The organism is Actinotalea caeni (genome assembly GCF_009733795.1).
In the GTDB taxonomy this organism is placed as follows: Bacteria; Actinomycetota; Actinomycetes; order Actinomycetales; family Beutenbergiaceae; genus Pseudactinotalea; species Pseudactinotalea caeni.
In genome coordinates, this window is sequence record NZ_WNXX01000014.1 from 1 (window position 1) to 26,129 (window position 26,129).

A 26,129-nucleotide genomic window follows, 5' to 3' on the forward strand; every position below is an offset into this window, starting at 1 on the left:
CAGGCGCGTCCCGCACGGCCTCGGCGCGGGCGGCGCGCAGCCGGCGGACGCCGCGCGCCAGCCACGGCAGCAGCCGGACGAGGTCGAGGTCGCTCGCGCGGTGGATCGGCAGCGCGTCGCCGACGAGGTCGGCACCGGCGGGGTAGCCCGGCCGCGCGCTGCCGACGACGAGCACCTCGGCGCCCGCGGCCCGCAGCGACGCCGCGGTCTTGAGCACGCGGCTGTCGGTCGAGACCTGGTTGTAGACCAGCAGCGCGACGCGAGGCGCGCGCCCGTGGACGCGGGGGAGGCGCTCAGTCATCCGCACCCCCGACCAGCCCGGCGAGCGCGGCCTGCTCGGCGAAGTCCGGCACCGCCGCCACGACCTCGGCGAACGACCCGCTCGCCACGAGCCGGCCGTCGCGCAGGAAGCACACCTGCTCGCTGTGGCGGATCGTCGCGAGCCGGTGCGCCACCACGATGACGCTGATCTCGCCAGCCAGCTCGCGGATCGCAGCGGTGACCGCGGCCTCGGTGCTCGTGTCGAGGGCCGAGGTCGCCTCGTCCATCACCAGCACCAGCGGGTCGTCGTAGAGGGCGCGCGCGATGCCGAGCCGCTGCCGCTGCCCGCCCGAGAGCGCGAGCCCGCGGTCGCCGACCGGGGCGTGGATGCCCTCGGGACGGGACTCGACGACGTCGAGCAGCTGGGCGCGTGCCAGGGCGCGGCGCACGCGCTCGGGGTCGATCTGGTCGTCGGACCACGTGAGCGCCACGTTGTGGGCGACCGAGGCGTCGAACAGCGCGACGTCCTGCGGCACGTACCCGACGCGGGAGCGCCAGTCGGCGAGCACGCGCTCCAACGGCTGCTCGCCCACGAGGATCTCGCCGGAGTCCGGCTGCAGCAGCCCCAGCACGAGGTCGACGAGCGTCGACTTGCCCGACCCCGACGCGCCGACCAGCGCGAGCGTCTGCCCGAACGGGAGCTCGAGGCTGACACCGTCGACGGCGGGCGTCGTCGAGCCGGGGTAGCGGAACGTCACGTCCCGCAGCCGCAGCGTGCGGCTGCCCGGTGCCAGCGGCTCGCCGGGCTCCGCGTGCGGCTCGGTGTAGCGGCGGCTGCGGTCGATCTCGGTGAGCACCTGGTCGGCGAACGGCAGGTTCGCACCGGTCTGGGCGAGGATCGTCTGGAACCGCGTCAGCGACGGCACGATCCGGAACCCGGCCACGCCGAAGAGCGCGACGGCGGACAGCGCGCCCGGGACGCCGTCCTGGGCGTAGCCGATCGCTGCACCGACGCCCAGCCCGCCGATGAGCGCGGCCTCGAGCACGTAGCGCGGGATCGCGCCGAGGAACGACTGGTCGGCCCGCGCCCGCGAGGAGCGCGACCGTACCGAGAGCACCAGCTGCTCGAGCTCGGGGCCGCGGCCGCGCAGCGTGATCTCCTTCAGCGCGTGCACCATCTCGCTCGTCAGCCGGGCGGCCCGCGCGGAGTACGTGCGGTTGTCCCGCCCGGCCGCGACGGCGCGGCGCAGCACCCACACGTACAGCCCCGCCGCCACCGCGGCGAAGTAGACGACCGTGACCGAGGCGAGCAGCGGCTGCGCCACGATCAGCACGCCGAGGACGGCCACGAACGTCACCAGCTCGCCCGCGAGCTGGCAGAACGGGATGAGCACGCCCGAGACCGTGGCGCCGACACCGACGTCGGTCGAGCGGACGATGTCGGTGGCGTTGCGCCGCAGCCGCTCGGTCCACGGCGCACGGAAGGTGCCGGCGAGCAGCTGCGCCCCCAGCGCCTGCTCGAACCGCGCGAACCGCGACGTCGCCCACCGCTGCAGCACGATCGCCAGCGCGCTCTTGGTGACGATCAGCAGCCCGACCACCAGCAGCACGTCGCGGAACTGGGACGGCTCGGCGATCGTGCCGAGCACCGGCAGCCTCGTCTCGCCGCCGGTGAGCATGGGCGCCAGGATCACCGCGAGCAGCCCGAGCGCCGCCACGTCGAGGATCGCCAGCAGGCTCTGCAGCGTCGCGAACAGCACGACGAACCGGCGCGTGCCCGGCGGCAGCACGCCGAGCAGTCGGCGCACGGTGCGCCACAGGGCGGCCATGGTCCTCGCTGCTCCTTCGCGGCCGACGGTGCGGGCGGTCGCTCCGAGGGTATGGGGTCGCGCGGCACGTGCGCGTCACCTCGCCGCGGCACGGGCAACCCGCAGCCGCCCACCAGCAGCCCCGTGGCAGTCCCACGGCGGTGGCCCCCGGGCACCTAGGGTGGCGAGCATGTCGACGGCGTACCGGCTCTTCCGTGCCCTGCCCGGGCCGGTCCGCGGTCTCGCCGAGACGGTGCTGCGACGGTCCGCCGAGCGCGAGGTTAGCGCCCTGCTGCCGGGCTGGCGCGGCGCCGGCCGACGGCTCGTCGTCGGACCGCTCAACACCGCAGGGCAGGCCTGGCGGTGGGCCCGCGCCGTCGAGGCGCACACCGACGTCGAGGCCCTGAGCGTGCGGATGCAGCCGCGCCACGGCGCGAGCACGCTCGGCTACCCGGCCGACGTCGAGGTCCCCGCCGCCGCGCAGGTGCGCGGCCTCGCCCCCTACCGCGACCTCGTGCTCGCGGCCACGCACGTGCTCGCCGAGGGCGGGCGTGCCGTCCTCGACGACGTGCACCACCGCACGGTGCTCGACGACCTCCCCGCGCTCGCCGACGCCGGGGTGACGGTCGGGGTGCTCGTCCACGGGTCCGAGGCGCGCGACCTGCGCGCGCACGCCGAGCGCTACCGCAGCTCGCCGTTCCGCGAGGAGTGGGACGAGCGGCTGCACCGCATGCAGGCGCGCGTCGAGCAGACCCAACGGCTGCTCGAGGAGGTCCGGGCGCAGCGGCTGCCCCTGCTCGTCGCGACCCCCGACATGCTCGAGCACGTGCCCGGCGCCACCTGGCTGCCGATCGTCGTCGACGTCGAGGCGTTCCGGACCGCACGGCCACCGCTGCGCTCCTCGCGCCCGGTCGTGCTGCACGCCCCGACCAACCCGCGCCTCAAGGGCACCGAGGTCGTCGAGCGCGTCCTCGGCGCCCTCGACGCCGCCGGCCGGATCGTCTACCGGCAGCTCCAGGGCGTGCCCAACGCCAGGATGCCGGAGGCGCTCGCGGCGGCCGACGTCGTCGTCGACCAGGTCGTGCTCGGCAACCCCGCGACGCTGCTCATCGAGACGATGGCCGCCGGGCGGCTCGCCGTCGCCCACGTCGCGCCCGAGGTGCGTGCCGCGATGGCCGCGAGCGACCCGCTCGGCGAGGAGCTGCCGGCGCTGGAGGCCGACGCCGAGACGTTGCGCGACGTCGTCGAGCAGGTGCTCGCCGACCGCGAGGCCGCGGCCGCGGTCGCCGCGCGCGGACCCGCCTGGGCCGCGCGCAACCACGACGGGGCGCGCTCGGCGAAGGTGCTGGGGGAGACCCTGCTGGGCGACGTCGATGGGCGAGGATGAGGACATGGTTCTGACGCCGGCAGAGGAGCTCGTGGAAGAGGCCGTGGCGCTCGCCCGCCGCTGGGCGCAGCAGACCACCGAGCAGCAGACCGGGGCTGAACGACGCACCTCCGGGCAGCTCGCCCGGCTGGTGGCCGACCCCGCCGGGCTCGACCTCGCGGTGCGGTTCGTCGACCGGGTCGCGCGACCCGAGGACGTCGAGGTGGCCGCCCGGGAGCTGGGCGCGCTCGCCGGGCTGGCGGGCTCGGCGCGGTTCCTCTCCGGTGCCGACCGGGCGCTGCTGGGGCTCGGGGCCCGCGTCGCGCGGATGGCGCCGTCGGTCGTGGTGCCGCTCGCGCGCAAGCGCCTGCGCCAGCTGGTCGGGCACCTGGTCGTCGACGCCGAGGACCCGACGCTGGCGAACCACCTCGCGCGCGCCCGCGCCGAGGGCTACCGCCTCAACATCAACCTGCTCGGCGAGGCCGTGCTGGGCGAGGCCGAGGCCGAGTCCCGCGCCCGGCGCACCCTGGAGCTGCTGCAGCGCGACGACGTCGACTACGTCTCGATCAAGGTCTCCTCGCTGGTCTCGCAGATCAGCACCTGGGACACCGCCGGCACGGCCGCCCGGGTCGTCGAGCGGTTGCGTCCGCTGTACGCGGCCGCGCGCGCCGCGAGCCCGCACACGTTCGTCAACCTCGACATGGAGGAGTACCGGGACCTCGAGCTCACGCTCGACGTCTTCGAGACGCTGCTGGCCGAGCCCGAGCTGCTCGACCTCGAGGCCGGCATCGTGCTGCAGGCCTACCTGCCCGACACCCCGGCCGCGCTCGAGCGGCTCGTCGCGTTCGCGCAGCGGCGCGTCGAGGCCGGCGGTGCCCGCATCAAGATCCGGCTGGTCAAGGGCGCCAACCTCGCGATGGAGCGCGTCGAGGCGGAGCTGCACGGCTGGCCGCAGGCGCCCTACCCGACCAAGGACGAGGTCGACGCCAACTACGTGCGGCTGCTGGACGCGGCGCTGCGCCCTGAGGTCTGCCAGGCGGTGCGGCTCGGCGTCGCGTCGCACAACCTCTTCGACGTCGCGTTCGCCCACCTGCTCGCGACCCGCCGGGGCGTGGCCGCGGCGATGGACGTCGAGATGCTGCAGGGCATGGCCCCGGCGCAGGCGCGCGCGGTGCGCGCCGAGGTCGGGCACAGCAGCCCGGTCATCCTCTACACGCCCGTGGTGGCGCGGGCCGACTTCGACGTCGCGGTCTCCTACCTCGTGCGGCGGCTCGAGGAGAACGCCGCGCCCGAGAACTTCCTGCACGCCCTGTTCGCCTCCGGCGACGACGGCATGAGCGACCAGGAGCGCCGGTTCCGTCGCAGCGTCGCGGCCCACGCGACGACCGCGCGCGGCCCGCGCCGCACCGCGGCCCGACCGCCGGTCACCGACAGCTTCGCCAACACCCCCGACTCCGACCCGACGGTGCCGGAGGTCCGGGCCGCCGCGGCCGCGGCGGTCGCCACGACGTCGGTCGAGCCGGTCTCCCCGGTGCTCGCCGACGTCGACGCGGTCGACGCGGTCGTCGCGCGCGCCGTCGAGGTGCAGCCCGGCTGGGCGATCCGCGCCGGGCGGGACCGGGCGCGGGCGCTGCGCGCGGCTGCCGTCGCGCTGGAGTCGCGCCGTCACGAGCTGCTCGCGGCGATGGCCGCCGAGGGCGGCAAGACCGTGGCCGAGGCCGACCCCGAGATCAGCGAGGCGGTCGACTTCGCCCGCTACTACGCCGACAGCGCGGAGGCCGTCGACGACCTCGCGCTCGCCGAGGGCCTCACGCCCACCGCGAGCCGGGTCGTGCTGGTCACGCCACCGTGGAACTTCCCGGTCGCGATCCCGATCGGCGGCGTGCTCGCCGCGCTCGCGGCGGGCTCCGCCGTCGTCATCAAGCCCGCAGGCCCGACGCCACGGTGCGCCGAGATCGCGGTCGAGGCGGTCCGGGAGGCGCTCGGCGAGAGCGGCGCCGACGCCGACCTCGTGCAGGTCGTCCGCACCGACGAGGGCGACGTCGGGCGTGCGCTGGTGAGCCACCGCGACGTCGACACCGTCATCCTCACCGGCGCGTACGAGACCTCCCGGATGTTCATGGGCTGGCGCGCGGACCGTGACGGCGGGCCGCGCGTGCTGGGGGAGACGAGCGGCAAGAACGCCCTGGTCGTCACCCCGAGCGCCGACTACGACCTCGCGGTCGCCGACGCCGTGCGCTCGGCGTTCGGGCACGCGGGGCAGAAGTGCTCGGCGGCGTCGCTGCTCATCCTCGTCGGCTCGGTCGCGAGGTCGGAACGGTTCCGGCGCCAGCTCGTCGACGCCGTGGCGTCGCTGCGGGTCGGCTGGCCCTCCGACCTCGGGGTCACGATGGGGCCGGTCATCGAGCCGCCGCAGGGCAAGCTCGCCGACGCCCTCACCCGGCTGGAGCCCGGCGAGAGCTGGCTGCTGGAGCCGCGGCAGCTCGACGACACCGGCCGGCTGTGGTCGCCCGGGCTCAAGACCGGCGTGCGGCCCGGTTCGCCGTTCCACCTCACCGAGTACTTCGGCCCGGTCCTGGGCATCATGGAGGCCGCCGACCTCGACGAGGCGATCGCGTGGCAGAACGCCACCCCGTACGGGCTCACGGGCGGGCTGCACAGCCTCGACGAGGACGAGATCGCCCGCTGGCTGGACGCCGTCGAGGTGGGCAACGCCTACGTCAACCGGCACACGACCGGCGCGATCGTGCAGCGGCAGTCCTTCGGCGGCTGGAAGCGCTCGGTCGTGGGGCCGGGCGCGAAGGCCGGCGGTCCGAACTACGTCGCACAGCTGCTCCAGTGGGAGCAGGTCGGGGTGCCGACGGCGTCCGGCGAGGTCGGGCCGCGCGTCGCCGCGGTGCTCGACGCCGCCCGGCGGTGGCTGCCCGACGCCGACGTGGAGCGGCTGCGGGTCGCCGCGGGCTCCGACGCCCACGCACGCGACCTGTACTCCGCCGAGACCGACCGCAGCGGGCTGCGCGCGGAGTCGAACGTGTTCCGCTACCGGCCGATGCCAGCGGTGACCGTGCGCGGCAGCGCCGACGCCGCGCCCGCCGACCTGCTGCGGGTGCTGCTTGCCGCCGAGTGCGCAGGCGTGCCCGCGCACGTGAGCGTCGCGCCCGAGGTGCCGCTCGCCGAGGGCATGGCCGCCTGGGCGCAGGCCCAGGGGTGGCACGTCGAGACCGACGCCGAGCTCGCCGCCCGCATCGCGGCGGGCGAGGTGCGCGGCCGGGTACGGGTGGTCGGCGACGCGGCCGGGCTGTGGCGGGCCGCCGTCGAGCCGGACGCCGACGTCACGCTGCTCACCGGACCGGTGCTGCTGTCCGGGCGGCGGGAGCTGCTGACGATGCTGCGCGAGCAGGCGATCAGCCGCACCCGGCACCGGTTCGGGCACCTGGAGCGGCGCTAGCGACGCCGTCGTGGGCGGGCCTGACCTGCTCGGGACCGGGCTAGCGGTCGAGGAAGCGGTCGCCGCGGGCCTCGGACATCGTCATCTCGTGGACGCGCTCGCGCGGCCACGGGCGGCTCCACCCCATCTCGGTGAAGAGGTGGTCGAGCAGGTTGCCGGTGAAGCCCCACACCCAGCCGCTGTCGAGGGCGAAGCCCGCGCTGCCGTGCCCGCCGATCGTCACGGTGGCCCGGTGGGCGGGGTCGAGCAGGTGCGCGACCGGGACCCGCAGGGTGTGCAGCACCTCGCCGGGCGAGACCTCCGAGACCGCGCCGGGTGAGTCGGTCCAGCCGAGCACCGGCGTCACCACGAACCTGCTGAACGGCACGAGCACCGGGTCGAGCACGGCGAGCACCTCGACGAGGTCCGGCGCGAGCCCGATCTCCTCGTGCGTCTCCCGCAGCGCCGCCTCGACCTCGGACTCGCCGGGCTCGAGGCTGCCGCCCGGGAGCGCGATCTGGCCGGGATGGTGGCGCAGCAGCGGCGAGCGCTGCACGAGGAAGATGTCGACGCCGTCGACGGGATCGGACTCGGGAAGACGAGCCGGGTCGGCGGTCGGGGCGAAGAGGGCGAGGACGGCGGAGGCACGGAACCCCGCGGCTCGCTCGGCCTCGTAGGCGTGCATGCCGCCGAGCGGCGTCATCCCCTCGGCCGCGACCCGCGCGACGAACTCCTCCAACGAGCCGCGCGCCGGGTGGGGCTGCCTCACCGACGTGCTCACCCACCCACCCTACGTTTCACCGCACTGTGCAACATCCGCCACTTTCACCGCACTGTGCAACATCCGCCACTTTCACCGCACTTTGGAACAGCGCCGGTCTCGTCGCACTGTGAACAGGCCGCGCGGCATGACCGCACGGGTTGCTCGGTCGGTGACCGACCAACGCGCCGGGGTCTCGCGCGCTCCTACCTAGCCCTGTTGCAAACTGCGGTGAAACCGAGGCCTGTTGCAAAGTGCGGTGAAAGTGGGTGGGGAGGCGGGGGTCAGCGGCTGTAGCCGACCCAGGCGTCGCCGGCGCGGACGTCGACGGTGAGCGCGTGGTCCGCGGTGGGGTTGGTCCGCACGTCGATCGTGCGGTCGCCCGCGGCGACCTGACCACCCAGGGAGTACTCCCCGTCGGGCAGCTCGAGCCGCACGCTGCCGGCGCTGACCTCGACCGTCGTCGTGCGCGGCGGCGCCCCGGTGACGGTGCCGGTGAAGCGGCCCGCGCTGAGGTCGACCGTCACGCTCTCGGGCCCCTCGGTCTCGACCGTGGCCTCGCCCGCGTTGACGTCCACGGCCAGCGCGGTGCTCGCCCCGGTGAACGTCAGGTTGCCCGCGGACACCTCGATGCCGACGGCCTGCAGGTCGCCCTCGAGGCGCAGCGACCCCGCGCTCAGGTCGAGGTCGGCGTCGATCTCGCCCTCCAGCGCGGCGGGCAGCACCAGCTCGGCGGTGGTGCGGGCGCCGCCGAAGGAGGGCCAGAACCACAGGTCGCGCTCGTCGGCGACCCGCAGCACGCCGCCGTCGTTCTCGAGCAGCCAGGTGAGGTTGCGGCGCCAACCCGTCGACCGCACCTCGAGGCTCGCCTCGTCGACGGCGTCGAACCGGATCGAGAGCTCGGCTGAGGAGATGTCGACGTCGAGCGAGGTCACGCCGTCGACGTCGCTGGTGTAGGACGCCTGGTCGGACCGCCCGGAGCTGCCGATGCCGACGACGACGGACTGCAGCACGAGCCCGAGCACCACGACGGCGCCCACGAGGGTGACGAGCAGCGCCACCCAGCCGGTGCTGCGGCCCGGCGGACGCGGGTCGGAGGGGACCGGTGCGTCCTGGGGCGGCGGCCCGTCGTGCGGGGTGAAGGTCTCGGTGGTCATGTCTCGCCCCTTCAGGCGTTCGGGTGGGAGTCGAGGTGCGCGAGCACGGCCAGCACGCGGCGGTTGCCGGAGGTGTCGGGCTCGAGGTCGAGCTTGAGGAACAGCGAGGAGATGTGCTTCTCCACGCTGCCCTCGGAGATGTAGAGGGCCTTCGCGATCGCCTGGTTCGAGCGCCCCTCGGCCATGAGCGCCAGCACCTGCGACTCGCGCTCGGTCAGCCGCGACAGCTTCGAGTCGCGCTGGCGCCGGGTGAGCAGCTGCGCGACGACCTCCGGGTCGAGCACGGTGCCGCCCGAGCCGACGGTCTCGATGCTGCCGAGGAACTCCTCGACGTCGGCGACGCGGTCCTTGAGCAGGTAGCCGAGACCTCCGGTGTTGGCCGCGATCAGCTCGGTCGCGTACCGCTCCTCGACGTACTGGCTGAGGACGAGCACCGCCAGGTCGGGGTGCGCCGCGCGCAGCCGCAGCGCGGCCCGGATGCCCTCGTCGGTGAACGTCGGTGGCAGCCGGACGTCGAGGATCGCGAGATCGGGCGAGGTGGCCGCGACCTCCTCGTCCAGGCGGCTGGCGTCGGGCAGCGCCGCGACGACCTCGTGCCCGGCGTCGGCCACGAGCCGCACGATGCCCTCGCGCAGCAGCACGGAGTCCTCGCAGATCAGGATGCGCACGGGAGGCTCACCTCGATGGTCGTCGGCCCGCCGGGCGGGCTGGTCAGGGAGAAGGTGCCGCCGGCGGCGGCGACCCGGTTGGCCACGCCGTCGATGCCGCCGCCGGGCAGCCGCCGCGCGCCGCCCTGGCCGTCGTCCTCGATGCGTGCCCAGATCATGTTGCCCGGCCGCTCGAGGATCGTCACCCGGGCGCTCGCGGCCTGGGAGTGCTTGGCCGCGTTGGTCAGCGACTCGGCGACGGCGAAGTACATCGCGGCCTCGGTCTCGGGCGTGCAGCGCGACGAGAGCCGCACGTCGAGGTGCACCGGGATGTGGGAGCGGGCAGCGAGCGCGGACAGCGCGGCGTCGAGGCCGCGGTCGGCGAGCACCGCCGGGTGGATGCCGCGCGCCAGCTGGCGCAGCTCGGTGATCGCGGCCTTGGTGGAGGTGTGCGCCTCGTCGATGAGCGCGGCCGCCGCCTCGGGGTCGGAGGCGAGCTTGGCGCGCGCCATGCCCAGCGTCATGCCGACCGAGACCAGTCGCGGCTGCACGCCGTCGTGGAGGTCCCGCTCGATGCGGGTGCGCTCCACCTCGGCCGCGCGCATGGCCTCGTGGCGGCGCTGGGTCGCGCTCTCCACGCGTCGGGTCAGCTCGGCCTCGCGGGAGGGCACGAGCAGCTGCGGCGAGATCGAGCGGTGCACGAGCGTCAGCACGTAGACGGCGGCGAGCCCCAGCAGGGTCGCTCCCACCCCGATGCCGACCGCGGCGATGCGCCCGGACTCGATACCGAACCAGGGCGCCAGGAAGACGCCGTCGCCCGGGCCGACCGCCGTGACGACGGCGTAGGTCGCCCCGGTCACGGCGACGTTGAGCATCGTGAGGGTGACGAGGCCCAGCAGGGACACGATCACCAGGTGGAGCAGGCTGCGCAGGTTGGCGCGGTCGGTGACCTGCACCCACAGCGTGTGGGGCACACGCACCCAGTCGGTGCGGGTCGACCGTGGCATGGGGCGCTCGGGGATGTCGAGCCCCAGCAGGCCGGCGACGCGGGACTCCTCGAACCACGCGAGCCACCAGAAGGACATGGCCGCCAGCGCGAGCAGCAGCACGCCGAAGCCGGCGGCGAAGAGGCCCGCGACGCCCACCGCGACGAGCGAGACGAGGCCGGCGAGCACCAGCGGACCACACAGGCCCAGCGCGGCGAGGTGGGCCGCGACGGCCAGCGTCTGGCCCAGTCGTCGAGTCATGGCACCACCGTAGGAGCGTGGCGAGCCGTGCGGCACGGGGAGGGCCTGCGCATCCGCGGGGGATAGCCCCCGGTGGCGGGCCGCCCCGGGGCCGCCGCACCGACCGGCCGGGGTACCCGGGGTCAGCGGCGGACCGGCAGGTGGGTGCGCACCGACATCCGCGCGCCCCGGCGCGGTGCACCGGCGTGCCCGAGCTCGACGAGCCGCTGCACGCGGTGCCGGTGCGGTGCGTAGGGCGCCAGCAGCTCGGCGAGACCCGCGTCGTCGACCGGTGCGCCGGTGAGCGCGTAGCCGACGTCCTTGGCGACGTGGTAGTCGCCGAAGCTGACGGCGTCGGCGTCGCCGAGCGCCCGCGCACGCACCTCGGCGCTCGTCCAGACGCCGATGCCGCGGATCGAGCGCAGCGCCTGGTCGAGCCGCTCGGGGCCCTGTCCGCCGGCTCGCTCGAGCGCGGTCGCGACGCCCGCGGCGCGCAGCAGCGGCGCCGAGCGGCCGTGGTCGACGCCCATGCGCAGCCACTCCCACGAGGGGATCGCGAGCAGGTCGGACGGCGACGGCGGCACCCGCAGCCGGAGCTCCTCGGGCGCCCCTGGGGCGGGCGCGCCGAACCGCTGCACGAGCCGGCGGTACCCGCCGAACGCCTCCTTGCCGGTGACCTTCTGCTCGATGATCCCGGGGACGAGCGCCTCCATGACCAGCCCGGTCGCGCCGAGGCGCCAGCGCGGGAAGCGCCGCCACAGCCGGGCGACGGCGTCGTGCCGCGGGTGGAACCCGGCGAGGTCGTCCTCGGCGCCGAGCATGCGTGGGAGCGCCTCCAGCACCCACGCCGCGCCCGGGCCCCAGGCGCGTGCCGCGACGACGCCGTCGGCGTCCAGCGGGGCGACCGCGAGCGTCGTCGGCCCCTCGGGCGTGCGGATGCCGCGCCACACGGTGCCGTCGGGCGTGACGCGGTAGGTCGGGTCGCCCGCGCCGCGCCTGAGGTGGGCGAGCACGAGACCGGTGGGGCAGGGCCAGCCCGGCCGCCACCTCCGTGCCGCAGGACCGCTCACCACCGCAGGCTACGCGGGGGCGGCGACGCGGGAGGTCAGTCCTGGCGACCGACGGTGGAGGCGCGCACGACGAGCTCGGTCGACAGCGTCACCGCCGCGGGCACATCGTCGCCGTCGAGCAGACCGAGCAGCAGCGTGACGGCCTGCCGCGCCATCGCGGCGACCGGGTTGACGATCGTCGTCAGCGGCGGCCTCGCCTCGGCCGCCGCGTCGACGTTGTCGAAGCCGACGACGGCGACGTCGTCCGGGACGCGGCGTCCGTGCTCGCGCAGCACCTCCATCGCCGCGACCGCCATGACGTCGGAGGCGGCGAAGACGCCGTCGAGGTCGGGGTGGGCGCGCAGCAGCTTCTCCATCGCCGCGGCGCCGCCGGCCGCCGTGAAGTCGCCGTGCACGACGGCCGCGTCGGACAGCCCGGCCGCCCGCACCTCACGTCGCCAGCCGGCGAGACGGTCGACGCCGGCGACCATGTCCGACGGCCCGGCGATCGTCGCCAGCCGGGTGCGCCCGGTCTCGACCAGGTGCCGGACGGCGAGCGCCGCCCCGTGGGCGTTGTCGACGTCGACGTAGGGCATGCCCGGCACCGGCGTGAACGGACGACCGAGGAACACGACCGGGAGACCGCTCGCCTGGGCCGCCTGCCAGAACTCGTCGCGACGGTGGTGGGAGGTGATGATCGCGCCGTCGGTGTGACCACCGCGCAGGTAGCGGTCCATCCGGTCGCGGTGCGTCGCCTGCCCCATGACCAGCACCATCTGCAGGTCGGTCTTGGCCAGCGCCGTCGCGATGCCGTGCATCGTGCCGGCGAAGAACGGGTCGGAGAACACCCGTGCGTCGGACTCGGGGATGACGACGGCGATCGAGTCCGCCTGCCTGGTCACCAGCGAGCGCGCGGCCCGGTTGGGGGAGTAGCCCAGCTCGCGGATCGCCTCCTGCACGCGACGGCGGGCGGCGTCGGACACCTTGCTGTCGGCGTTGACGACGCGCGAGACCGTCGCGCGCGAGACACCCGCGCGCGCTGCCACGTCCTCCAGTGTCGGGGCGCTGCCTCGCGAGCTCACCTGCGACGTCCTCCTCCGCTCGAGCGGGACGGTAGCGCGTGCGGCGTCGCGGCGGGGACCGAGTTCATCCCTTGACCGCGCCCTGCATGATGCCGCTGACCAGCTGCCGCCCGGCGACGACGAACAGCACCAGCAGCGGGATCGTCGCGAGCGTGGCGCCGGCGAGCACCATCGAGTAGTCGATGAAGTACGCGGCCTGCAGCTGCTGCAGCGCGACCGTGAGCGTGGGGTTCTTGGCGTTGAGGACGATGAACGGCCAGAAGAAGTTCGTCCAGGTCGCCACGAAGGTGAACAGCCCGAGCATCGCCGCGGCGGGCCGTGCCGCGGGCAGCGCGACGTGCCAGAACGTGCGGATCATCGACGCGCCGTCGACCCGCGCGGCCTCGATCAGCTCGTCGGGCAGCGTGCCCCGCAGGTACTGGGTCATCCAGAAGACGCCGAACGCCGTGACCATGGCGGGAACGATGACCGCCGTCAGCTCACCGGTCCAGCCGAGCCGCGCCATGACGATGAACAGCGGCACGACGCCGAGCTGGGTGGGCACCGCCATGGTGGCGACGACGAACACGAGCAGCGGCCCGCGCCCCAGGAAACGGAGCTTGGCGAACGCGAACCCGGCGAGCGTGGCGAACAGCACGACCGAGAGCGAGACCGTGGTCGAGACGATGATCGAGTTCAGCGTCGCGCGCCAGAACGGCACCTGGTCGATGACGGTCGCGGCGTTGCGCAGGAAGTTGCCGCCGGGCAGCAGCGGGAACGGGGTGCGGGCGAGCACCGTCGAGTCGTGGCTGCCGATGAGGAATGACCACCACAGCGGGAACACGCTGCCGGCGAGGAACGCGCCGAGCAGCCCGTAGGTGACGAAGCCGGGTCGGTTGAGGCCGGAGCGGCGCGTCCGGGTGGCGGCGCCGGGAACGGTGGTGGTGGGGATCATCGTGTGTCCGCAATCCGTCGGGTCACGGCCAGGTTGACGAGCCCGAACGCGACGATGACCAGGAACAGCAGCCACGCCACGGCCGAGGCCCGGCCGAAGTTCGACTGGGTCCAGCCCAGCTCGTAGAGGTAGATCGTCAGGGTCTTCCACTGGCTGCCCGCGCCGCCGCGGCCGTACTGGTCGAACAGCCGTGGCTCGTCGAAGATCTGCAGGCCGCCGATCGTGGAGGTGATCGCGACGAAGATGATCGTGGGCCGCAGCATCGGCACCGTGATCGAGAAGAACTGCCGGACCCGGCCCGCGCCGTCGATCCACGCCGACTCGTAGAGGTCGCGGGGGATCGCCTGCATCGCGGCGAGGAAGATCAGCGCGTTGTAGCCGGTCCAGCGGAAGTTCACCATCGTCGCGATCGCGACGTGGCTCGCCAGCGGGTCGGAGTGCCACCGGATCGGCTCGACCCCGATCAGGCCGAGGGCGGCGTTGACCAGCCCGAACCGGTCGGCGAACAGGTTGGAGAAGATCAGCGAGACCGCGACCGGCGCGACGACGTAGGGCAGCAGCACCCCCATCCGCCAGAACGTGCGCGCTCGCAGGTTCGAGTCCAGCAGTGCCGCGAGCGTGATCGCCACCAGCACCTGCGGCACGGAGCTCAGCAGGAAGATGCTGATCGTGTTGCGCAGCGAGACCCAGAAGTCGCTGTGGCCGAGGACGAACCGGAAGTGCTCCAGCCCGACGAACTCGCCCTGGCCCATGATCTGGTCCCAGTCGTGCATCGACACGTACGCCGTGTACAGCAGCGGGAACAGGCCGGTGATCGCGAACAGGACGAAGAACGGCGAGATGTAGAGGTAGGGGGACAGCTTGACGTCCCAGGTGCCCAGCCGCTGCGAGAGGCCGATCCTGCGGGGCGGCCGGTCGTCGTCGGGCCGGCGGCCCCGGGTGCGGGTGGGTGCGTCGGTCACGGTGCTCATGGGTGCTCGCGCGTGCGCGTCGTCGACTCCCCGCCCCGGGGCCGGGCCGTGCGACCCGGCCCCGGGACGTGCTCAGGAGTCGGTCAGCCGATGGCCTCGACGTCGCTGACGAACTGCGCCCAGGAGCTCTCGGCGTCGGCGGAGCCGTCGACGTCGACGCGCGTGATCGCGTCCTGGATCGCGGTGTTGATGACGAAGTAGTTCGGGCCCTTGTAGGGCTGGAACTCGACGGCGTTGGCCCGGTCGATGAAGATCTGGCCGGTCGGCGCGTCGTTGAAGAAGGCGTTGGTCGAGTCGACGAGCGCCGGGTCCTCGTAGGCCGCGGGCTGGCTGGGGAAGGTGCCCTTGGCGAGGAACGCCTGGATCTGCTGCTCGGGCGCGGTCAGCCACTGTGCGAGCGCGATGGCCTCTTCGACGTGGTCGCCCTGGGCCGGCACGGTCAGGTAGGAGCCGCCCCAGTTGCCGCCGCCGCCGGGGAAGACGTTGGCGATGTCCCAGCCCTCGATGCCCGCGGCGTTGCCCTCGATGATGCCGAGCATCCAGCCGGGGCAGAGCATGGTCGCGAACTCGTCGCCCTGGAACGACTGCGCCCAGTCGGTGGACCACTGGCCCAGGTGCGCGGAGAGGCCGTCCTCGACCGAGGCCTTCAGCACCGCGTCGTAGGCGGCGCGGACCTCGGGGTTGGTGGCGGCGATGATCTCGCCCTCGGGCGTCTCGTAGGGCACCTCGATCTGGTTGGTCATGCCCTGCCAGAGCGCGCCCGCGGAGTCGTACCAGGCGGAGTCGGAGGCGGCTACGAACTCGCGGCCCGCGGCGAAGTAGGACTCCCAGCTGTCGCCGATCCACTCGGCGAAGCCCTCGCGGTCGGAGGGGAAGCCCGCGGCCTCGACGAGGTCGGCGCGGTAGCAGATCGCCTCCGGCCCGATGTCGGTGCCGTAGCCGATGAGCTTGCCGTCGTCGGTGGTGGCCGCGTCGACCTTCCAGTCCAGCCATCGGCCCTCGACCTCGGGGGAGGAGAGGTCGGCGAACTTGTCGGGGTACTGCATGAACTCGACGAGCCAGTCGACCTCGACCGCCTCGATGTCGGCCGCGCCGGCGTTCGCGCCCAGGCTGTTGCGCAGCGCGTCGCGCGCGTTGTCGGCGGTGTCGGCCTTGGTGTGCTCGATCGTGATGTTCGGGTTCTCCGTCATGTACTGCTCGAAGAGCTCCTCGTAGCCGAACTCGTTGAACGTCGCGACGGTCAGCGTGACCTGGTCGCCGCCTCCGCCGCCTTCGCCGCCGGCCTGCCCGTCGGGTGCGTCGTCGTCCCCGCCGCCCGCACACCCTGCGAGGGCGAGACCGGCCACGCCGATGAGCACGGCTGCCGCACGTGTAGTCCTGCGCACTGTGACTCCCTTGTCCGTGGTTGCGCGGCCGGGTGGTGCTCCCGACCGCGATGGGAGCGCTCTCATCGTTGAGGAAAAGAATCGGTGAGAGCGCTCTCACCTGCGCACAGCGTGACGGAGGTCACGCCTGACGTCAAGAGGTGGGCGTCGAGAGGCGGCGCGGTGGAGGTGGGTCAGGCGTGCGAGCGGAGGCGCTTGCTCAGGCGCGCTCGGCGAGCCAGGCGGTGCCGACGCGACGCTCGCCGTCGAGCACCCGCTGCACCTGGGTGACGGCCTGCTCCTCGATCTTGCCGCCCACGAGCGGGATGCGGGCCTCGACCGTGCCCTCGTAGACGAGCACGGTCTGACCCGGCTGGCCCGGGGCGAGCGTCGCGGTGCCGGACGCGCTCGCGGGCTTGCCGACGACGTCGAGCTCGACGGTGCCGCGGCGGCTGCCGTCGGCCTCGGCGGGGCCCCAGCGCTCGACCAGCGTCAGCTCGAGGGTGGCGCCGACGAGGCGCTGCGCCGCCGCCGGCAGGTCGCTGGTGGGCAGCGCCCGGCGCGTCGAGACCGTGAAGCCGCCGTCCGGCGTCGTCGTGACGTCGACGGTCGAGCTCACCGGCCGGCTCGCGGCGACCTTGCGCTCGACGAAGGCGGGGTCGGCCATCATCGCGGCGACCTCGGCGACGGGGGCGTCGTAGGTGGTTCGGGCCTGGAACGGGCGCACGGGGAAGCTCCTCGGTGGGGCAGGGGCGACGCCGGCGACGGCGTCGCGGGACGCGGTGAGCGCCCTACGCTACCGGGGTGTCCACGATGAGCGATCTGATCGACCGGAACGGGGCGATCTCGCCCGCCGACGTCGAGTGGCTGCACCTGCTGGTGGGGGACTGGCAGGTGATCTCCGACCTCGCGTTCGCCGACCTCGTGCTGTGGCTGCCCACGCAGGACGACGACTTCGTCGCCATCGCGCAGTGCCGGCCGTCGACCGCGGCGACCGTGCACCACGAGGACATCGTCGGCAGCCACGCCCCGCGCGGCTTCGTCGCGACGCTGCGCGAGGCGATGACGACGCAGCAGATCTGCCGGGTCGGGGAGGCGCGCTGGACCGGTGCCTACGCGATCCGCGAGGAGGCGATCCCGGTCGTGCGGGCGGGCCGCACGATCGCCGTCATCGCCCGTGAGACACACCTCGGCGCGAGCCGGACCCCGAGCCGGCTGGAGATCAACTACGTCGAGTCGGCCGACGAGCTGTGCGGCATGATCGCGCGCGGCGAGTTCCCGGCCGCCAACGCCGCGACCGGGCGGCGCCGCGGCGCCCCGCGGGTGGGCGACGGCCTCGTCCGGCTCAACAGCGAGGGCGAGGTGCTCTACGCCAGCCCGAACGCGCTCTCGGCGTTCCACTGGCTCGGCGTCTCCGACGAGATCGTGGGCCGCTCGCTCGCCGAGGTGATCACGCCCCTGATCGAGGACTCCAACCCGGTCGACGAGTCGATGCCGCTCGTGCTCATGGGGCGGGCGGCGTGGCGCACCGACATCGAGTCGCGCGGGGTGTCGCTGTCGCTGCGCGCCCAGCCGGTCACCGAGCACGGCACCCGCATGGGCGCGGTGCTGCTCGTGCGCGACGTCTCCGAGCTGCGCCGCCGCGAGCGCGAGCTCATGACGAAGGACGCGACCATCCGGGAGATCCACCACCGGGTGAAGAACAACCTGCAGACCGTCGCGGCGCTGCTGCGGCTGCAGGCCCGTCGCAGCACCTCGACCGAGGTCAAGGAGGCGCTCGACGGCGCGATGCGCCGGGTCGCGACGATCGCGACCGTCCACGAGGCGCTGTCGCAGACGATCGACGAGGTCGTCGACTTCGACGACGTGTTCGGGCGTGCGCTGCGGCTCGCCGCCGACGTCGCGGCGTTCGGGGGCGCGCCGGTGACGTTCGTCCGCGAGGGCGCCTTCGGGCGCGTCACGGCCGCCGACGCCACCCCGCTCGCGGTCATCCTCACCGAGCTGGTGACCAACGCCGTCGAGCACGGGCTGGCGCGCCAGGGCGGCACGGTCACCGTCGCGTCCTCGCGCGAGGGGCGCACGCTCACGGTCAAGGTCATCGACGACGGCGTCGGCGTCGACCCGTCGGCGATGGACGGGCTCGGCACCCAGATCGTCACGACGCTGGTCGACACCGTCCTGGACGGCTCGATCTCATGGGCCAGCCGCACCGGCGGCGGCACCGAGGTGACGTTGCAGACGCGGCTCGCGGAGATGAATGAATGAGCCGTCGGGGTATTTGCTGAAATGCATGAAAATCGCCCCGGCGCTCTTTTCGAGCGCCGGGGCGAAAGTGAAGAAGTGTGTCAGCCCGCGCGGCGCGCACGTGCCGTGCGCCGCTTGAGCGCTCGGCGCTCGTCCTCGGACATCCCACCCCACACACCGGAGTCCTGACCGGTCTCGATCGCCCAGCGCAGGCACTGGTCGACGACGTCGCAGCGGCGGCAGACCGCCTTCGCCTCCTCGATCTGCACGAGAGCCGGGCCGGTGTTCCCGATCGGGAAGAACAGCTCGGGGTCCTCGGTCAGGCAGGCGGCCTTGTGGCGCCAATCCATGCGTGTAGCCCTCCTAGCGAGCAAGGGGAGGGGCGGCGTCGCCGCCCGTCGTGGCCGCGTACCGCATCTGGGCAGCACGACCAAAGGGAAATTGACCGAGATCCAGTTTCACATGCACGCATCAGCGGCACAAGGGGTTCAACAAGACAGATGTCGGAGAAGCCGTGAGACCTCCCTCACAGGTCTGCGGACAGGCCCACGTCGTGCCGCCGCTCGCCGCCACGGGCAGCGCCTAGGCTGGCACCGTGCCCGACCGTCTGCCGCCCGAGGAGCCCGTGCGCGCCCCGGCGCCCGCGCCCGTGGAGGACCCCTGGCGCAACCTGCCGCTGCTCGCGGCGCTCGTCGTCGCCGGCCTCGAGGCGGTCGCCCTCGTGGTCGTCGCCGTCGGGTCGGTCGTGAGCGCGGCGCGCGAGGGCTGGAGCGGCGCGGCGGTCGCGATCGCGCTGGCGGTCGTGCTGCTGCTGTTCGTGCTGCTGCTGGTCGCCGGGATCAACGCGCTGTGGCACGGCCGCCGCTGGGGTCGCGGCCCGGTGCTCACCTGGCAGCTCATCCAGGCGGCCATCGCGGTCGGCGCCGTCGGCGAGGGCCCCGCGTGGGCGGTCTACCCCGCCCTGGCCGCCTCGCTCGCGGTCGCGGCCGGGCTGCTGCTGCCGGCGTCGGTGGCCGCGACGAACCGACCTTCGTCGTCCTCCTCCTCGGGCACCGGCACCGTCCTCTGAGCCGCCCGGCACCGGTCGACCTGCACCGGTTCGGCACGGCCCGCCGTCACGAGCACGCCCCTGCCCGCGCGGCGCGGACCCGCGACAAGCGGCCGCAGCTCCGGCCCGGTCCACGGCGGTGCGCCGTCCTCGCCCAGCACCAGCAGCACGTCGGGGTCGCGCAGCCGCCGTGCGAGGTCGTGGTAGGCCGCCGCGAGAGGCCCGGGCCGCGCCGTCGCGAGCAGCGTCACGCCGCGCTCGGCGCACGAGGCGGCGGCGGCTGCTGCCGTCGCGGCGAGCCGGTCGACGTCGTCGAGAACCAGCACGCCCGCCCCGGTCGATGGCACCTCCGCAGGGTCGGTCCACACCGTGCGGCCGGAGGCGCGTAGCCGTGCCGCGAGCATGCGCAGCGCCGTCGTGCGACCGCTGCGGGGCCCGCCGAGCACCAGCCACGCGGCGCCGTCGGGCAGCGGGGCACCCACCGGGCCGTACGCCGCCCCGCCGAGGCCGACCAACAGCCACGTCGAACCGGGCACGACGCCTGTCCCGGGAGGCAGGTCGACGAGCGTCGGCAGCGGTTCCAGCCGCTGCGGTGCCGTGGCCGGGGTCGGCCAGGGGCCGGTCGCGTCCGACGTCGCGACGTGGGCCGTGCGCGCCGACCGTCCGTCGAGCAGCACGCCGCGGCCCGGCGGGGAACCGAGGTCGACGAGCTCGCGGGGCACCCCGGCGACCAGGGCGTCGGTCACGTCCCGCGGCGCGAGCACGAGGTGGTGCCGCAGCTGGACGGCCCACCGCGTCGCCGGTGTCGCCGAGGTCAGCACCACGCCCAGCCGGTGGCGACGCGCCTCCCGCAGCAGGTCCTGCAGCATCTCGGTGCCGCGGCCGAAGCCGAGCACCTCGTCGAGAGCGCGCGCGGCGGCGTCCACGTCGTCGACGACGAGCAGCTCCGGCTGCGGTCGCGGGCCGCGCAGCTCCTGCAGCAGCCGGTGCAGGCGTGCGACGTCGTCGGGCCCGCAGACGGTCCCGCGCGCGGGTGCGGCCGGCGGCACCACGGGCCCGCCGGCGACGGCGTGCGTCACGACACCCCGCGCCACCGCCTCGCGCGCGAGGGTCCGGGCCGCCGTGCTGCGGCCGCTCCCGGGCGGCCCGCTGATCAGCAGCGACTCGCCGGTCGCCAGGTGCCAACCGGCGTGCCGCTGGCGGTCCGGCTCGTCGAGGAGCAGCAGCGGCACCCCCGCGACCGCCGGCTCGGGCAGCGCGCGGGTCGGCACGACGTCCGGCAGCTGGGGTGCCCACGGCGGCACCACGCGCACGAGGGACGCGTCCGCCCCGGCCGCCGTCGCGCACGCCGCCGTGACGGCGCCGACCAGCCGGGCGACGCCATCGTCGACCGCACCCGGCCACGCGACCTGCACCGTGACGGCGGCGTCGGTGCGCAGCACAGCCCGTCCGGGGACCGCCGGGAGGGACGCCGCGGCGGCGTCGCCCAGCACGTCGACCGAGTCGGTCTGCTCGAGCACCCGCAGGCACACGCGCACCGCGATGTTCGCCCGCATGTCCGCGGTCACGGCGCCGCCGGGGCGTTGCGTGGCGAGCACGAGGTGGATGCCCAGCGAGCGGCCCTGCGCCGCGAGCCGCACCAGCCCGTCCAGCAGGTCGGGGTGGGTGTCGGCGAGCGTGCGGAACTCGTCGACGACCACGAGCAGCCTGGGCAGCGAGCGGCCCCGGTCGTGCAGCTCCGCCAGCGACCGGCAGCCCGCGTCGGCGAGCACCCGCTCACGACGCGCGACCTCGGCACGCAGCCCGGCGAGCGCGCGCGCGGTGCTGCCGCTGTCGAGGTCGGTGAGCACCCCGACGACGTGGGGGAGCGCCGCGAGAGCACCGAACGTGGCGCCGCCCTTGTAGTCGACGAGCAGCACGTGCAGGTCGGCGGGCGCGTGCGCGAGCGCCAGCCCGAGCACCCAGGTCGTGAGCAGCTCCGACTTGCCGGAGCCGGTGGTGCCCGCGACGAGCGCGTGCGGGCCGGCCGCGGCGAGGTCCAGCCACACCGGGCCCTGCTCGCCGGCGCCCACCGGCACCACGAGCCCGGCGGGCCGGTCGCGCCACCGGGCGATCACCTCGCGCGGGGTCGGGGTGCCGACGAGCTCGGTCAGCGGCACGACGGCGGGCAGCCCCGCCGCGCCCGTCGATGCCCGCGCCAGCGCGAGCGCGATCTCGTGCGCCCACGCCGTGCCGACGGTGCGGTCGTGCCGCTCGCTCACCTCGACGACCTCGGCGCAGCCCGGCGGCACCTGCGCGAGCGACGGCGCGACGACCAGCGCGACGGCGTCGCGCGGCAGCGCAGGGGCGCCGCCCGCGGCGGCCTCGACGACCACGACTCGCGACGCGCTCGCGCTGGTGGCCGTGTGCGGCAGCGGTGCCGCCCAGTCCCAGCCCGGCGGCACCACGACCGCCAGGTCCTCGGGAGGGTGGGCGTGGACGAGCTGGCACAGCAGCCACCGCACCATCGCGCGCGCGGCCTCGGACGGTCCGACGACTGCGACGGCGTGGCCGGGGTCGGGGACCGCGACGGTGCGGTGCCGTGCTCGCCGACCGTGCCCGGCCCAGCCCGCGTCGAGCAGGTCGACCTCGCGGCGCCACGGGTGGTCGGCCGCGGCGAGCAGCCCGGCCGGGTCGGGCGGCGGAGCGGGCGGTGGCGGCTCGGGGTGGGACCGGCGCCGTGCGGCGCGCTGACGCCACCACGGCCAGACGACCGCGGCCACCAGCGCGAGCGGCAGCACGACCCAGGTCACGGCACGCCACGGGCTGCTCGCGGCGCTCGTCAGCGCCAGCGGCACCATCGAGGCTGCCATCGCCAGCGGCACCAGCAGCCGCAGCCCCAGCCCCTCGCCGAGGTCGGGCGAGGGCGTCGCCTCGGCCGGGGGCGCCAGCCCTGGGTGCGGCCGGACCTCCAGGACCGTGCCGCCCGCGACGAGCCGGGACCCGACGGGCACCGGCCGCCAGCGGCGCCGCAGCCGGCGCCCGCGAGCGTGCACGACCCGACCCGAGCGCCGCCGGCGGGCGCGCCGGAGCCGCACCACGCGGCCGGTGAGCGCACGTGCCTGCAACCGGCCGCGCCGGTCGCGCAGCGCGAGGTGGTGCCGCGACAGGTCGGGGTCCGCGAGCGGCAGGTCGGCGTCCGGTGCCCGCCCGACGACCACCGCACGGTCCTCGGGCAGCGGCGCGACCCACCCGCCGTCGGGCCCCTCGACGACCGCGACGTGGTGACGGCTCCCGGCTCGGCTCACCCCGACCATGCTGCCGCGCAGCACGGCCGCGCCGCGGGGGCCTGTGGACAACCCCTGCGGCGCGGCCGCACGTCGACCCGCTAGTCGGTCGCGAGCGCCGCCACCGGGGACTGCCGCACGGCGGAGCGCGCGGGCAGCACGGACGCGACCAGCCCGGCGACCAGCGCGATGACCGCGACGGCGGCCAGCTGCGGCCACGGCACCCCGAGGCTGAGCGAGCCCAGCCCGCCGAGCACGACCGCAGCGCCGGCCCAGCCGTACAGCAGCCCCGCGACACCGCCGACCAGGGCGCCGACCGAGGCGATCAGCACCCCCTCGACCGCGAGCATGCCCCGCAGCTGGCCGCGGGTCAGGCCCATCGCGCGCAGCGTCGCGTTCTCGCGACGCCGCTCGAGCACCGACAGCGACAGCGTGTTGGCGACGCCGACCAGCGCGATGATCACCGCGACCGCCAGCAGGCCGAGCACGACCGCCAGCAGCGTGTCGATCACCTGCCCGTAGGCGGCGCGCTCGACCGCGGCCCCGCCGACCTGGAGCACCGGTGCCGAACCGTCGGCCTCGGTGACCTCGTTGACCGCGTTCTGCACCGCTCCCGCGGTCGCGACCGCGTCGGCGTCGTCGGCCATCCGTGCGTAGATCGTCGTCACCTGCGCGTCCGGCACGAGCATCTCGGCCGCCTCGGGGGTGACGTAGGCGGTGTTCTGCCCGACGTCGCCCGGCACCATGCGCAGGTCGAGCGTGGTGCCGTCGGAGCCCGTGACGGTGACGGTCTCGCCGTCGAGGTCGCCGAGCTCGTAGGTCCAGCCGATGACCATGACGCCGTCCGTGAGGCCGTCGAGCGCGTCGGAGCGCATGACGTCCCCGAGGTCGCCGGAGTCGACCGCCATGAGGTCGACGTAGGTCGTGAGGTCGCCGGTGCCGATCTCGACGGACCCCGTCCGCAGCGTCGCCGTGGCGGCGACACCCTCGGTCTGCCGGACCGCCTCGACCTGCTCGGGCGTGACGCCGACCGAGGTGTCGCCGACCTGCGCGACGACGTCGACAGGGAAGGAGGAGTCGAGCTCGTCCATGAGGGTGTGCCGGGCCGAGTAGGCGCCGGTCGACATCATGACGACGAGGGCCACGCCGATGACCAGCGCGTTCGTCGTGGCCGCGGTGCGGCGCGGGTTGCGCACGGCGTTCGCGGTCGCGATCCGTGCGGGGACGCTCTTGCCGGCGAGCCGGCCGAGCAGCGGCAGCAGCCGGGGCACGAGGAACACCGAGCCGACGAGGATGCCGGTGAGCGAGATCAGCCCGCCCAGCACGCCGATCGCGAGCCCGCCCAGCATGGCCGCGTCAGCGCTGTCGGTGTCGCTGAGGCCGAGCGAGAGGGCGACGCCACCGGCCAGCATGAGCGCACCGACCAGCGTCGCTGCCACGGTGAGCGTCATCCGCAGCCGGCCCGCGCCCTGCTCGGACGGACCCTCGACCGGGCGCAGCGCCGCGACCGGGGCCACCCGGGTCGCCATCCGCGCCGGCACCAGGGCCGACAGCAGCGTGACCAGCACGCCGACACCGAGCGTGACCACGGGGACCGGCCAGCTGAACGGCACCGTGGTGCCGATCGTCGAGCTGGCGAACGCCCCGTCGAGCACCCGGACGCCGATCATGACGACCCCGGTGCCGAGCGCCAGCCCGGCCAGCGAGGCCAGCAGCCCGACGAGGGTCGCCTCGAGCAGCACCGAGCGTCGGATCTGGCCGCGGCTGGCACCGACGCAGCGCAGCAGCGCGAGCGTGCGGGTGCGCTGCGCCACCAGCACCTGGAAGGTGTTGCTGATGACGAGCCCGGCGACCGAGAGCGCGACCGCTGCGAAGCCGAGCATCACGACGAGGAACGTGACGTTGGAGCCGGTCTCCTGCGCGGTGCGCTCGGCCGCGAGCTCGGGCACGGTCCACACCGAGGCGTCGGCCAGCCCGGGCGCGGACTGCAGGTCCGCGCGCACGGACTCCAGGTCGGCGCCGTCGGCCAGCGCGACCAGCACGGTGCCGTAGAACTCCGGGTCGCCGCCGTTCTGCTCGGTGCGCCAGGCGTCGAGCGCCTCGGGCTCGAGCCGGCCACCGGCGCCCATGGCGAAGAAGTTGTCGCTGGCCTCCAGCAGCCCGACCACCTCGAGCCGGTCGGTGCGCTGCTCCTGGGTGTCGGTGGCCTCGTCGTAGACCTGGAAGCCCACCGGGACGACGTCGCCGATCTCGACGCCGAGCCGCTCGGCGACGTCGGCGGCGAGCACGATCTCGTCCGCGGCTGTGGCGTCACGGCCCGAGGAGAGCGTGCCGACGGCGAGCCGGGGGTCGGACGGCGTGGGCGAGAACGAGACCCACTCGGTGGCGCGCGGCCCGGTCACCTCCAGGCCGAACCAGCTCTGCACGTCGGCGGTGGCGACGCCGTCGGTGCCGCGGACGGCGGCCACCTCCTCCGGGCCGATCGGCACGCCCTGGGCGTCGACGACGAGGTCGGCGTCGCCGTAGCTGGCGGTGAACGCGTCGTGGGTGGCGCGCTCCATGGTCGCGGACGCGAGCAGGCTGGCCGCGACGAACGCGGTGCCCAGCAGGATCGCGATGGCGGCGGCGGTGAGCCTGCCCGCCGACGCGCGCATCTGGTCGAGGGTGGCGCGCAGCATCAGCCGACCACCGTCGCAGCCGGGTTGCGCAGCGCGTCGAGGCCGGCGAGGACGCTCTCGGGCGTCGGGTCGGTGATCGAGCCGGCGATGCGGCCGTCGGCCAGCAGCACGACGCGGTCGGCGTAGGCGGCGGCCGCGGGGTCGTGGGTGACCATGACGATCGTCTGGCCGAGCTCGCGCACCGAGCGGCGCAGGAACGACAGCACCTCGGTGCCGGAGCGGGAGTCGAGGTTGCCGGTGGGCTCGTCGGCGAAGACGACCTCGGGGCGGGTGGACAGCGCACGCGCGATCGCGACGCGCTGCTGCTGGCCGCCGGAGAGCTCGTGCGGCTTGTGGCTGAGGCGGTCGCCGAGGCCGAGGGTGCCGACGAGCGTGTCGTACCACTCGGTGTCGAGGCGGGTGCCGGCGAGCTGGGAGGGCAGCGCGATGTTCTGCGCGGCCGTGAACATCGGCAGCAGGTTGAAGGACTGGAACACGAAGCCGACGCGCTGGCGGCGCAGCAGCGTCAGCTGGTCGTCGTTGAGGGTGGTCAGCTCCGTGCCGCCGAGCCACGCCTGGCCGGCGGTCGCGGTGTCCAGTCCGGCGAGCAGGTGCATCAGCGTCGACTTGCCGGAGCCGCTCGGTCCCATGATCGCGGTGAACTCGCCCGCGGCGAAGGTGACGTCGACGCCGTCGAGCGCGTGCACGGCGACGTCGCCGCGTCCGTAGATCTTCGTGAGACCGACGGCGCGCGCGGCGGCCGGCGTCTCGGGGCGTGAGGGCGGTGAGGGCGGGGAAGGGATGGTCTGCGTCATGGTGACGACGCTAGGTCCGGCGCCGGGACCGCCGCGTCGCGCCCGGG

At 74.7% G+C, this 26,129-nt stretch carries 20 protein-coding genes; 4 read left to right on the plus strand and 16 right to left on the minus strand.

The features are described 5' to 3' along the window. Both GPA02_RS12600 and GPA02_RS12605 read right to left on the minus strand, forming a co-directional pair. Positions 1-301 (minus strand): hypothetical protein (locus tag GPA02_RS12600; protein ID WP_204986606.1); only part of this gene is annotated, 301 nt, incomplete at its 3' end. Next, positions 294-2,090 carry an ABC transporter ATP-binding protein gene (locus tag GPA02_RS12605; RefSeq protein ID WP_156200432.1) on the minus strand — a complete coding sequence of 599 codons (1,797 nt, stop codon included), beginning with the start codon at positions 2,088-2,090 and terminating at the stop codon, positions 294-296. The genes GPA02_RS12600 and GPA02_RS12605, both read right to left, overlap by 8 nt. Positions 2,091-2,259: 169 nt before the next feature. On the opposite strand from GPA02_RS12605, the gene GPA02_RS12610 reads away from it, so the two are divergent. Continuing rightward, complete coding sequence (locus GPA02_RS12610) at positions 2,260-3,456, plus strand: hypothetical protein (RefSeq protein WP_156200433.1); 1,197 nt, start codon at positions 2,260-2,262, stop codon at positions 3,454-3,456. Positions 3,457-3,460: 4 nt separating this feature from the next. Continuing rightward, positions 3,461-6,883 carry a proline dehydrogenase family protein gene (locus GPA02_RS12615; protein ID WP_156200434.1) on the plus strand — a complete coding sequence of 1,141 codons (3,423 nt, stop codon included), beginning with the start codon at positions 3,461-3,463 and terminating at the stop codon, positions 6,881-6,883. A gap of 40 nt (positions 6,884-6,923) precedes the next feature. Here the strand turns inward: GPA02_RS12615 and GPA02_RS12620 are convergent, their stop codons facing one another. The 10 genes from GPA02_RS12620 to GPA02_RS12665 form a co-directional block, all read right to left on the minus strand. Then, on the minus strand, positions 6,924-7,643 hold the full coding sequence (locus GPA02_RS12620; RefSeq protein ID WP_156200435.1) for an NUDIX hydrolase: 720 nt from the start codon (positions 7,641-7,643) through the stop codon (positions 6,924-6,926). Between the two features lie 263 nt (positions 7,644-7,906). Then, on the minus strand, positions 7,907-8,779 hold the full coding sequence (locus GPA02_RS12625) for a hypothetical protein (protein WP_156200436.1): 873 nt from the start codon (positions 8,777-8,779) through the stop codon (positions 7,907-7,909). Positions 8,780-8,790: 11 nt separating this feature from the next. Then, positions 8,791-9,447 (minus strand): LuxR C-terminal-related transcriptional regulator, encoded by a 657-nt coding sequence (locus GPA02_RS12630; RefSeq protein ID WP_156200437.1) that lies wholly within the window; start codon positions 9,445-9,447, stop codon positions 8,791-8,793. Further along, positions 9,435-10,673: a sensor histidine kinase gene (locus GPA02_RS12635; protein WP_156200438.1), complete on the minus strand. Its 1,239-nt coding sequence runs from the start codon at positions 10,671-10,673 to the stop codon at positions 9,435-9,437. The genes GPA02_RS12630 and GPA02_RS12635 overlap by 13 nt, the downstream gene beginning before the upstream one ends. Positions 10,674-10,795: 122 nt before the next feature. Further along, a complete protein-coding gene (locus tag GPA02_RS12640; RefSeq protein ID WP_156200439.1) occupies positions 10,796-11,722 on the minus strand; it encodes a DNA-3-methyladenine glycosylase family protein in 927 nt (308 codons plus the stop codon). A 35-nt stretch (positions 11,723-11,757) separates the two neighbouring features. After that, positions 11,758-12,747, minus strand: coding sequence for a LacI family DNA-binding transcriptional regulator (locus GPA02_RS12645; protein WP_240134031.1), 990 nt, complete (start codon positions 12,745-12,747; stop codon positions 11,758-11,760). A 100-nt stretch (positions 12,748-12,847) separates the two neighbouring features. Next, a complete protein-coding gene (locus GPA02_RS12650) occupies positions 12,848-13,717 on the minus strand; it encodes a carbohydrate ABC transporter permease (RefSeq protein ID WP_156200441.1) in 870 nt (289 codons plus the stop codon). Further along, entirely contained in the window at positions 13,714-14,688 is a 975-nt protein-coding gene (locus GPA02_RS12655; protein ID WP_156200442.1) for a carbohydrate ABC transporter permease, read from the minus strand. Before GPA02_RS12655 ends, GPA02_RS12650 begins: the two co-directional genes overlap by 4 nt. Positions 14,689-14,771: 83 nt before the next feature. Then, positions 14,772-16,073: an ABC transporter substrate-binding protein gene (locus tag GPA02_RS12660; protein WP_240134032.1), complete on the minus strand. Its 1,302-nt coding sequence runs from the start codon at positions 16,071-16,073 to the stop codon at positions 14,772-14,774. A gap of 199 nt (positions 16,074-16,272) precedes the next feature. Next, a complete protein-coding gene (locus GPA02_RS12665) occupies positions 16,273-16,779 on the minus strand; it encodes a DUF2505 domain-containing protein (protein WP_156200444.1) in 507 nt (168 codons plus the stop codon). An 86-nt stretch (positions 16,780-16,865) separates the two neighbouring features. Here GPA02_RS12665 and GPA02_RS12670 point away from each other — a divergent pair, with 86 nt between their 5' ends. Then, positions 16,866-18,317, plus strand: a complete 1,452-nt coding sequence (locus GPA02_RS12670; protein WP_156200445.1) for a sensor histidine kinase — start codon at positions 16,866-16,868, stop codon at positions 18,315-18,317. An 80-nt stretch (positions 18,318-18,397) separates the two neighbouring features. On the opposite strand, the gene GPA02_RS12675 is transcribed toward GPA02_RS12670, so the two are convergent. After that, the gene (locus GPA02_RS12675) at positions 18,398-18,646 is read right to left on the minus strand and encodes a WhiB family transcriptional regulator (RefSeq protein WP_156200446.1); all 249 of its coding nucleotides are present in this window, start codon (positions 18,644-18,646) and stop codon (positions 18,398-18,400) included. A gap of 245 nt (positions 18,647-18,891) precedes the next feature. On the opposite strand from GPA02_RS12675, the gene GPA02_RS12680 reads away from it, so the two are divergent. Continuing rightward, positions 18,892-19,365, plus strand: a complete 474-nt coding sequence (locus GPA02_RS12680) for a hypothetical protein (protein ID WP_156200447.1) — start codon at positions 18,892-18,894, stop codon at positions 19,363-19,365. Here GPA02_RS12680 and GPA02_RS12685 read toward each other — a convergent pair. The 3 genes from GPA02_RS12685 to GPA02_RS12695 form a co-directional block, all read right to left on the minus strand. Further along, entirely contained in the window at positions 19,248-22,631 is a 3,384-nt protein-coding gene (locus GPA02_RS12685) for an FtsK/SpoIIIE domain-containing protein (protein WP_156200448.1), read from the minus strand. The two genes, GPA02_RS12680 and GPA02_RS12685, sit on opposite strands and share 118 nt — an antisense overlap. Positions 22,632-22,711: 80 nt before the next feature. Further along, positions 22,712-25,288, minus strand: coding sequence for an ABC transporter permease (locus tag GPA02_RS12690; protein ID WP_156200449.1), 2,577 nt, complete (start codon positions 25,286-25,288; stop codon positions 22,712-22,714). Next, complete coding sequence (locus GPA02_RS12695) at positions 25,288-26,082, minus strand: ABC transporter ATP-binding protein (RefSeq protein WP_156200450.1); 795 nt, start codon at positions 26,080-26,082, stop codon at positions 25,288-25,290. The genes GPA02_RS12690 and GPA02_RS12695 overlap by 1 nt, the downstream gene beginning before the upstream one ends. Positions 26,083-26,129: the final 47 nt, after the last annotated feature.

What these genes read in the sequence shown, in the direction of transcription:
- GPA02_RS12690 (WP_156200449.1), bottom strand. Translation starts at nt 25,288, where the DNA reads ATGCTGCGCGCCACCCTCGACCAGATGCGCGCGTCGGCGGGCAGGCTC.
- GPA02_RS12610 (WP_156200433.1), top strand. Translation starts at nt 2,260, where the DNA reads ATGTCGACGGCGTACCGGCTCTTCCGTGCCCTGCCCGGGCCGGTCCGC.
- GPA02_RS12615 (WP_156200434.1), top strand. Translation starts at nt 3,461, where the DNA reads ATGGTTCTGACGCCGGCAGAGGAGCTCGTGGAAGAGGCCGTGGCGCTC.
- GPA02_RS12695 (WP_156200450.1), bottom strand. Translation starts at nt 26,082, where the DNA reads ATGACGCAGACCATCCCTTCCCCGCCCTCACCGCCCTCACGCCCCGAG.
- GPA02_RS12655 (WP_156200442.1), bottom strand. Translation starts at nt 14,688, where the DNA reads ATGAGCACCGTGACCGACGCACCCACCCGCACCCGGGGCCGCCGGCCC.
- GPA02_RS12635 (WP_156200438.1), bottom strand. Translation starts at nt 10,673, where the DNA reads ATGACTCGACGACTGGGCCAGACGCTGGCCGTCGCGGCCCACCTCGCC.
- GPA02_RS12605 (WP_156200432.1), bottom strand. Translation starts at nt 2,090, where the DNA reads ATGGCCGCCCTGTGGCGCACCGTGCGCCGACTGCTCGGCGTGCTGCCG.
- GPA02_RS12625 (WP_156200436.1), bottom strand. Translation starts at nt 8,779, where the DNA reads ATGACCACCGAGACCTTCACCCCGCACGACGGGCCGCCGCCCCAGGAC.
- GPA02_RS12670 (WP_156200445.1), top strand. Translation starts at nt 16,866, where the DNA reads ATGAGCGATCTGATCGACCGGAACGGGGCGATCTCGCCCGCCGACGTC.
- GPA02_RS12650 (WP_156200441.1), bottom strand. Translation starts at nt 13,717, where the DNA reads ATGATCCCCACCACCACCGTTCCCGGCGCCGCCACCCGGACGCGCCGC.
- GPA02_RS12675 (WP_156200446.1), bottom strand. Translation starts at nt 18,646, where the DNA reads ATGGATTGGCGCCACAAGGCCGCCTGCCTGACCGAGGACCCCGAGCTG.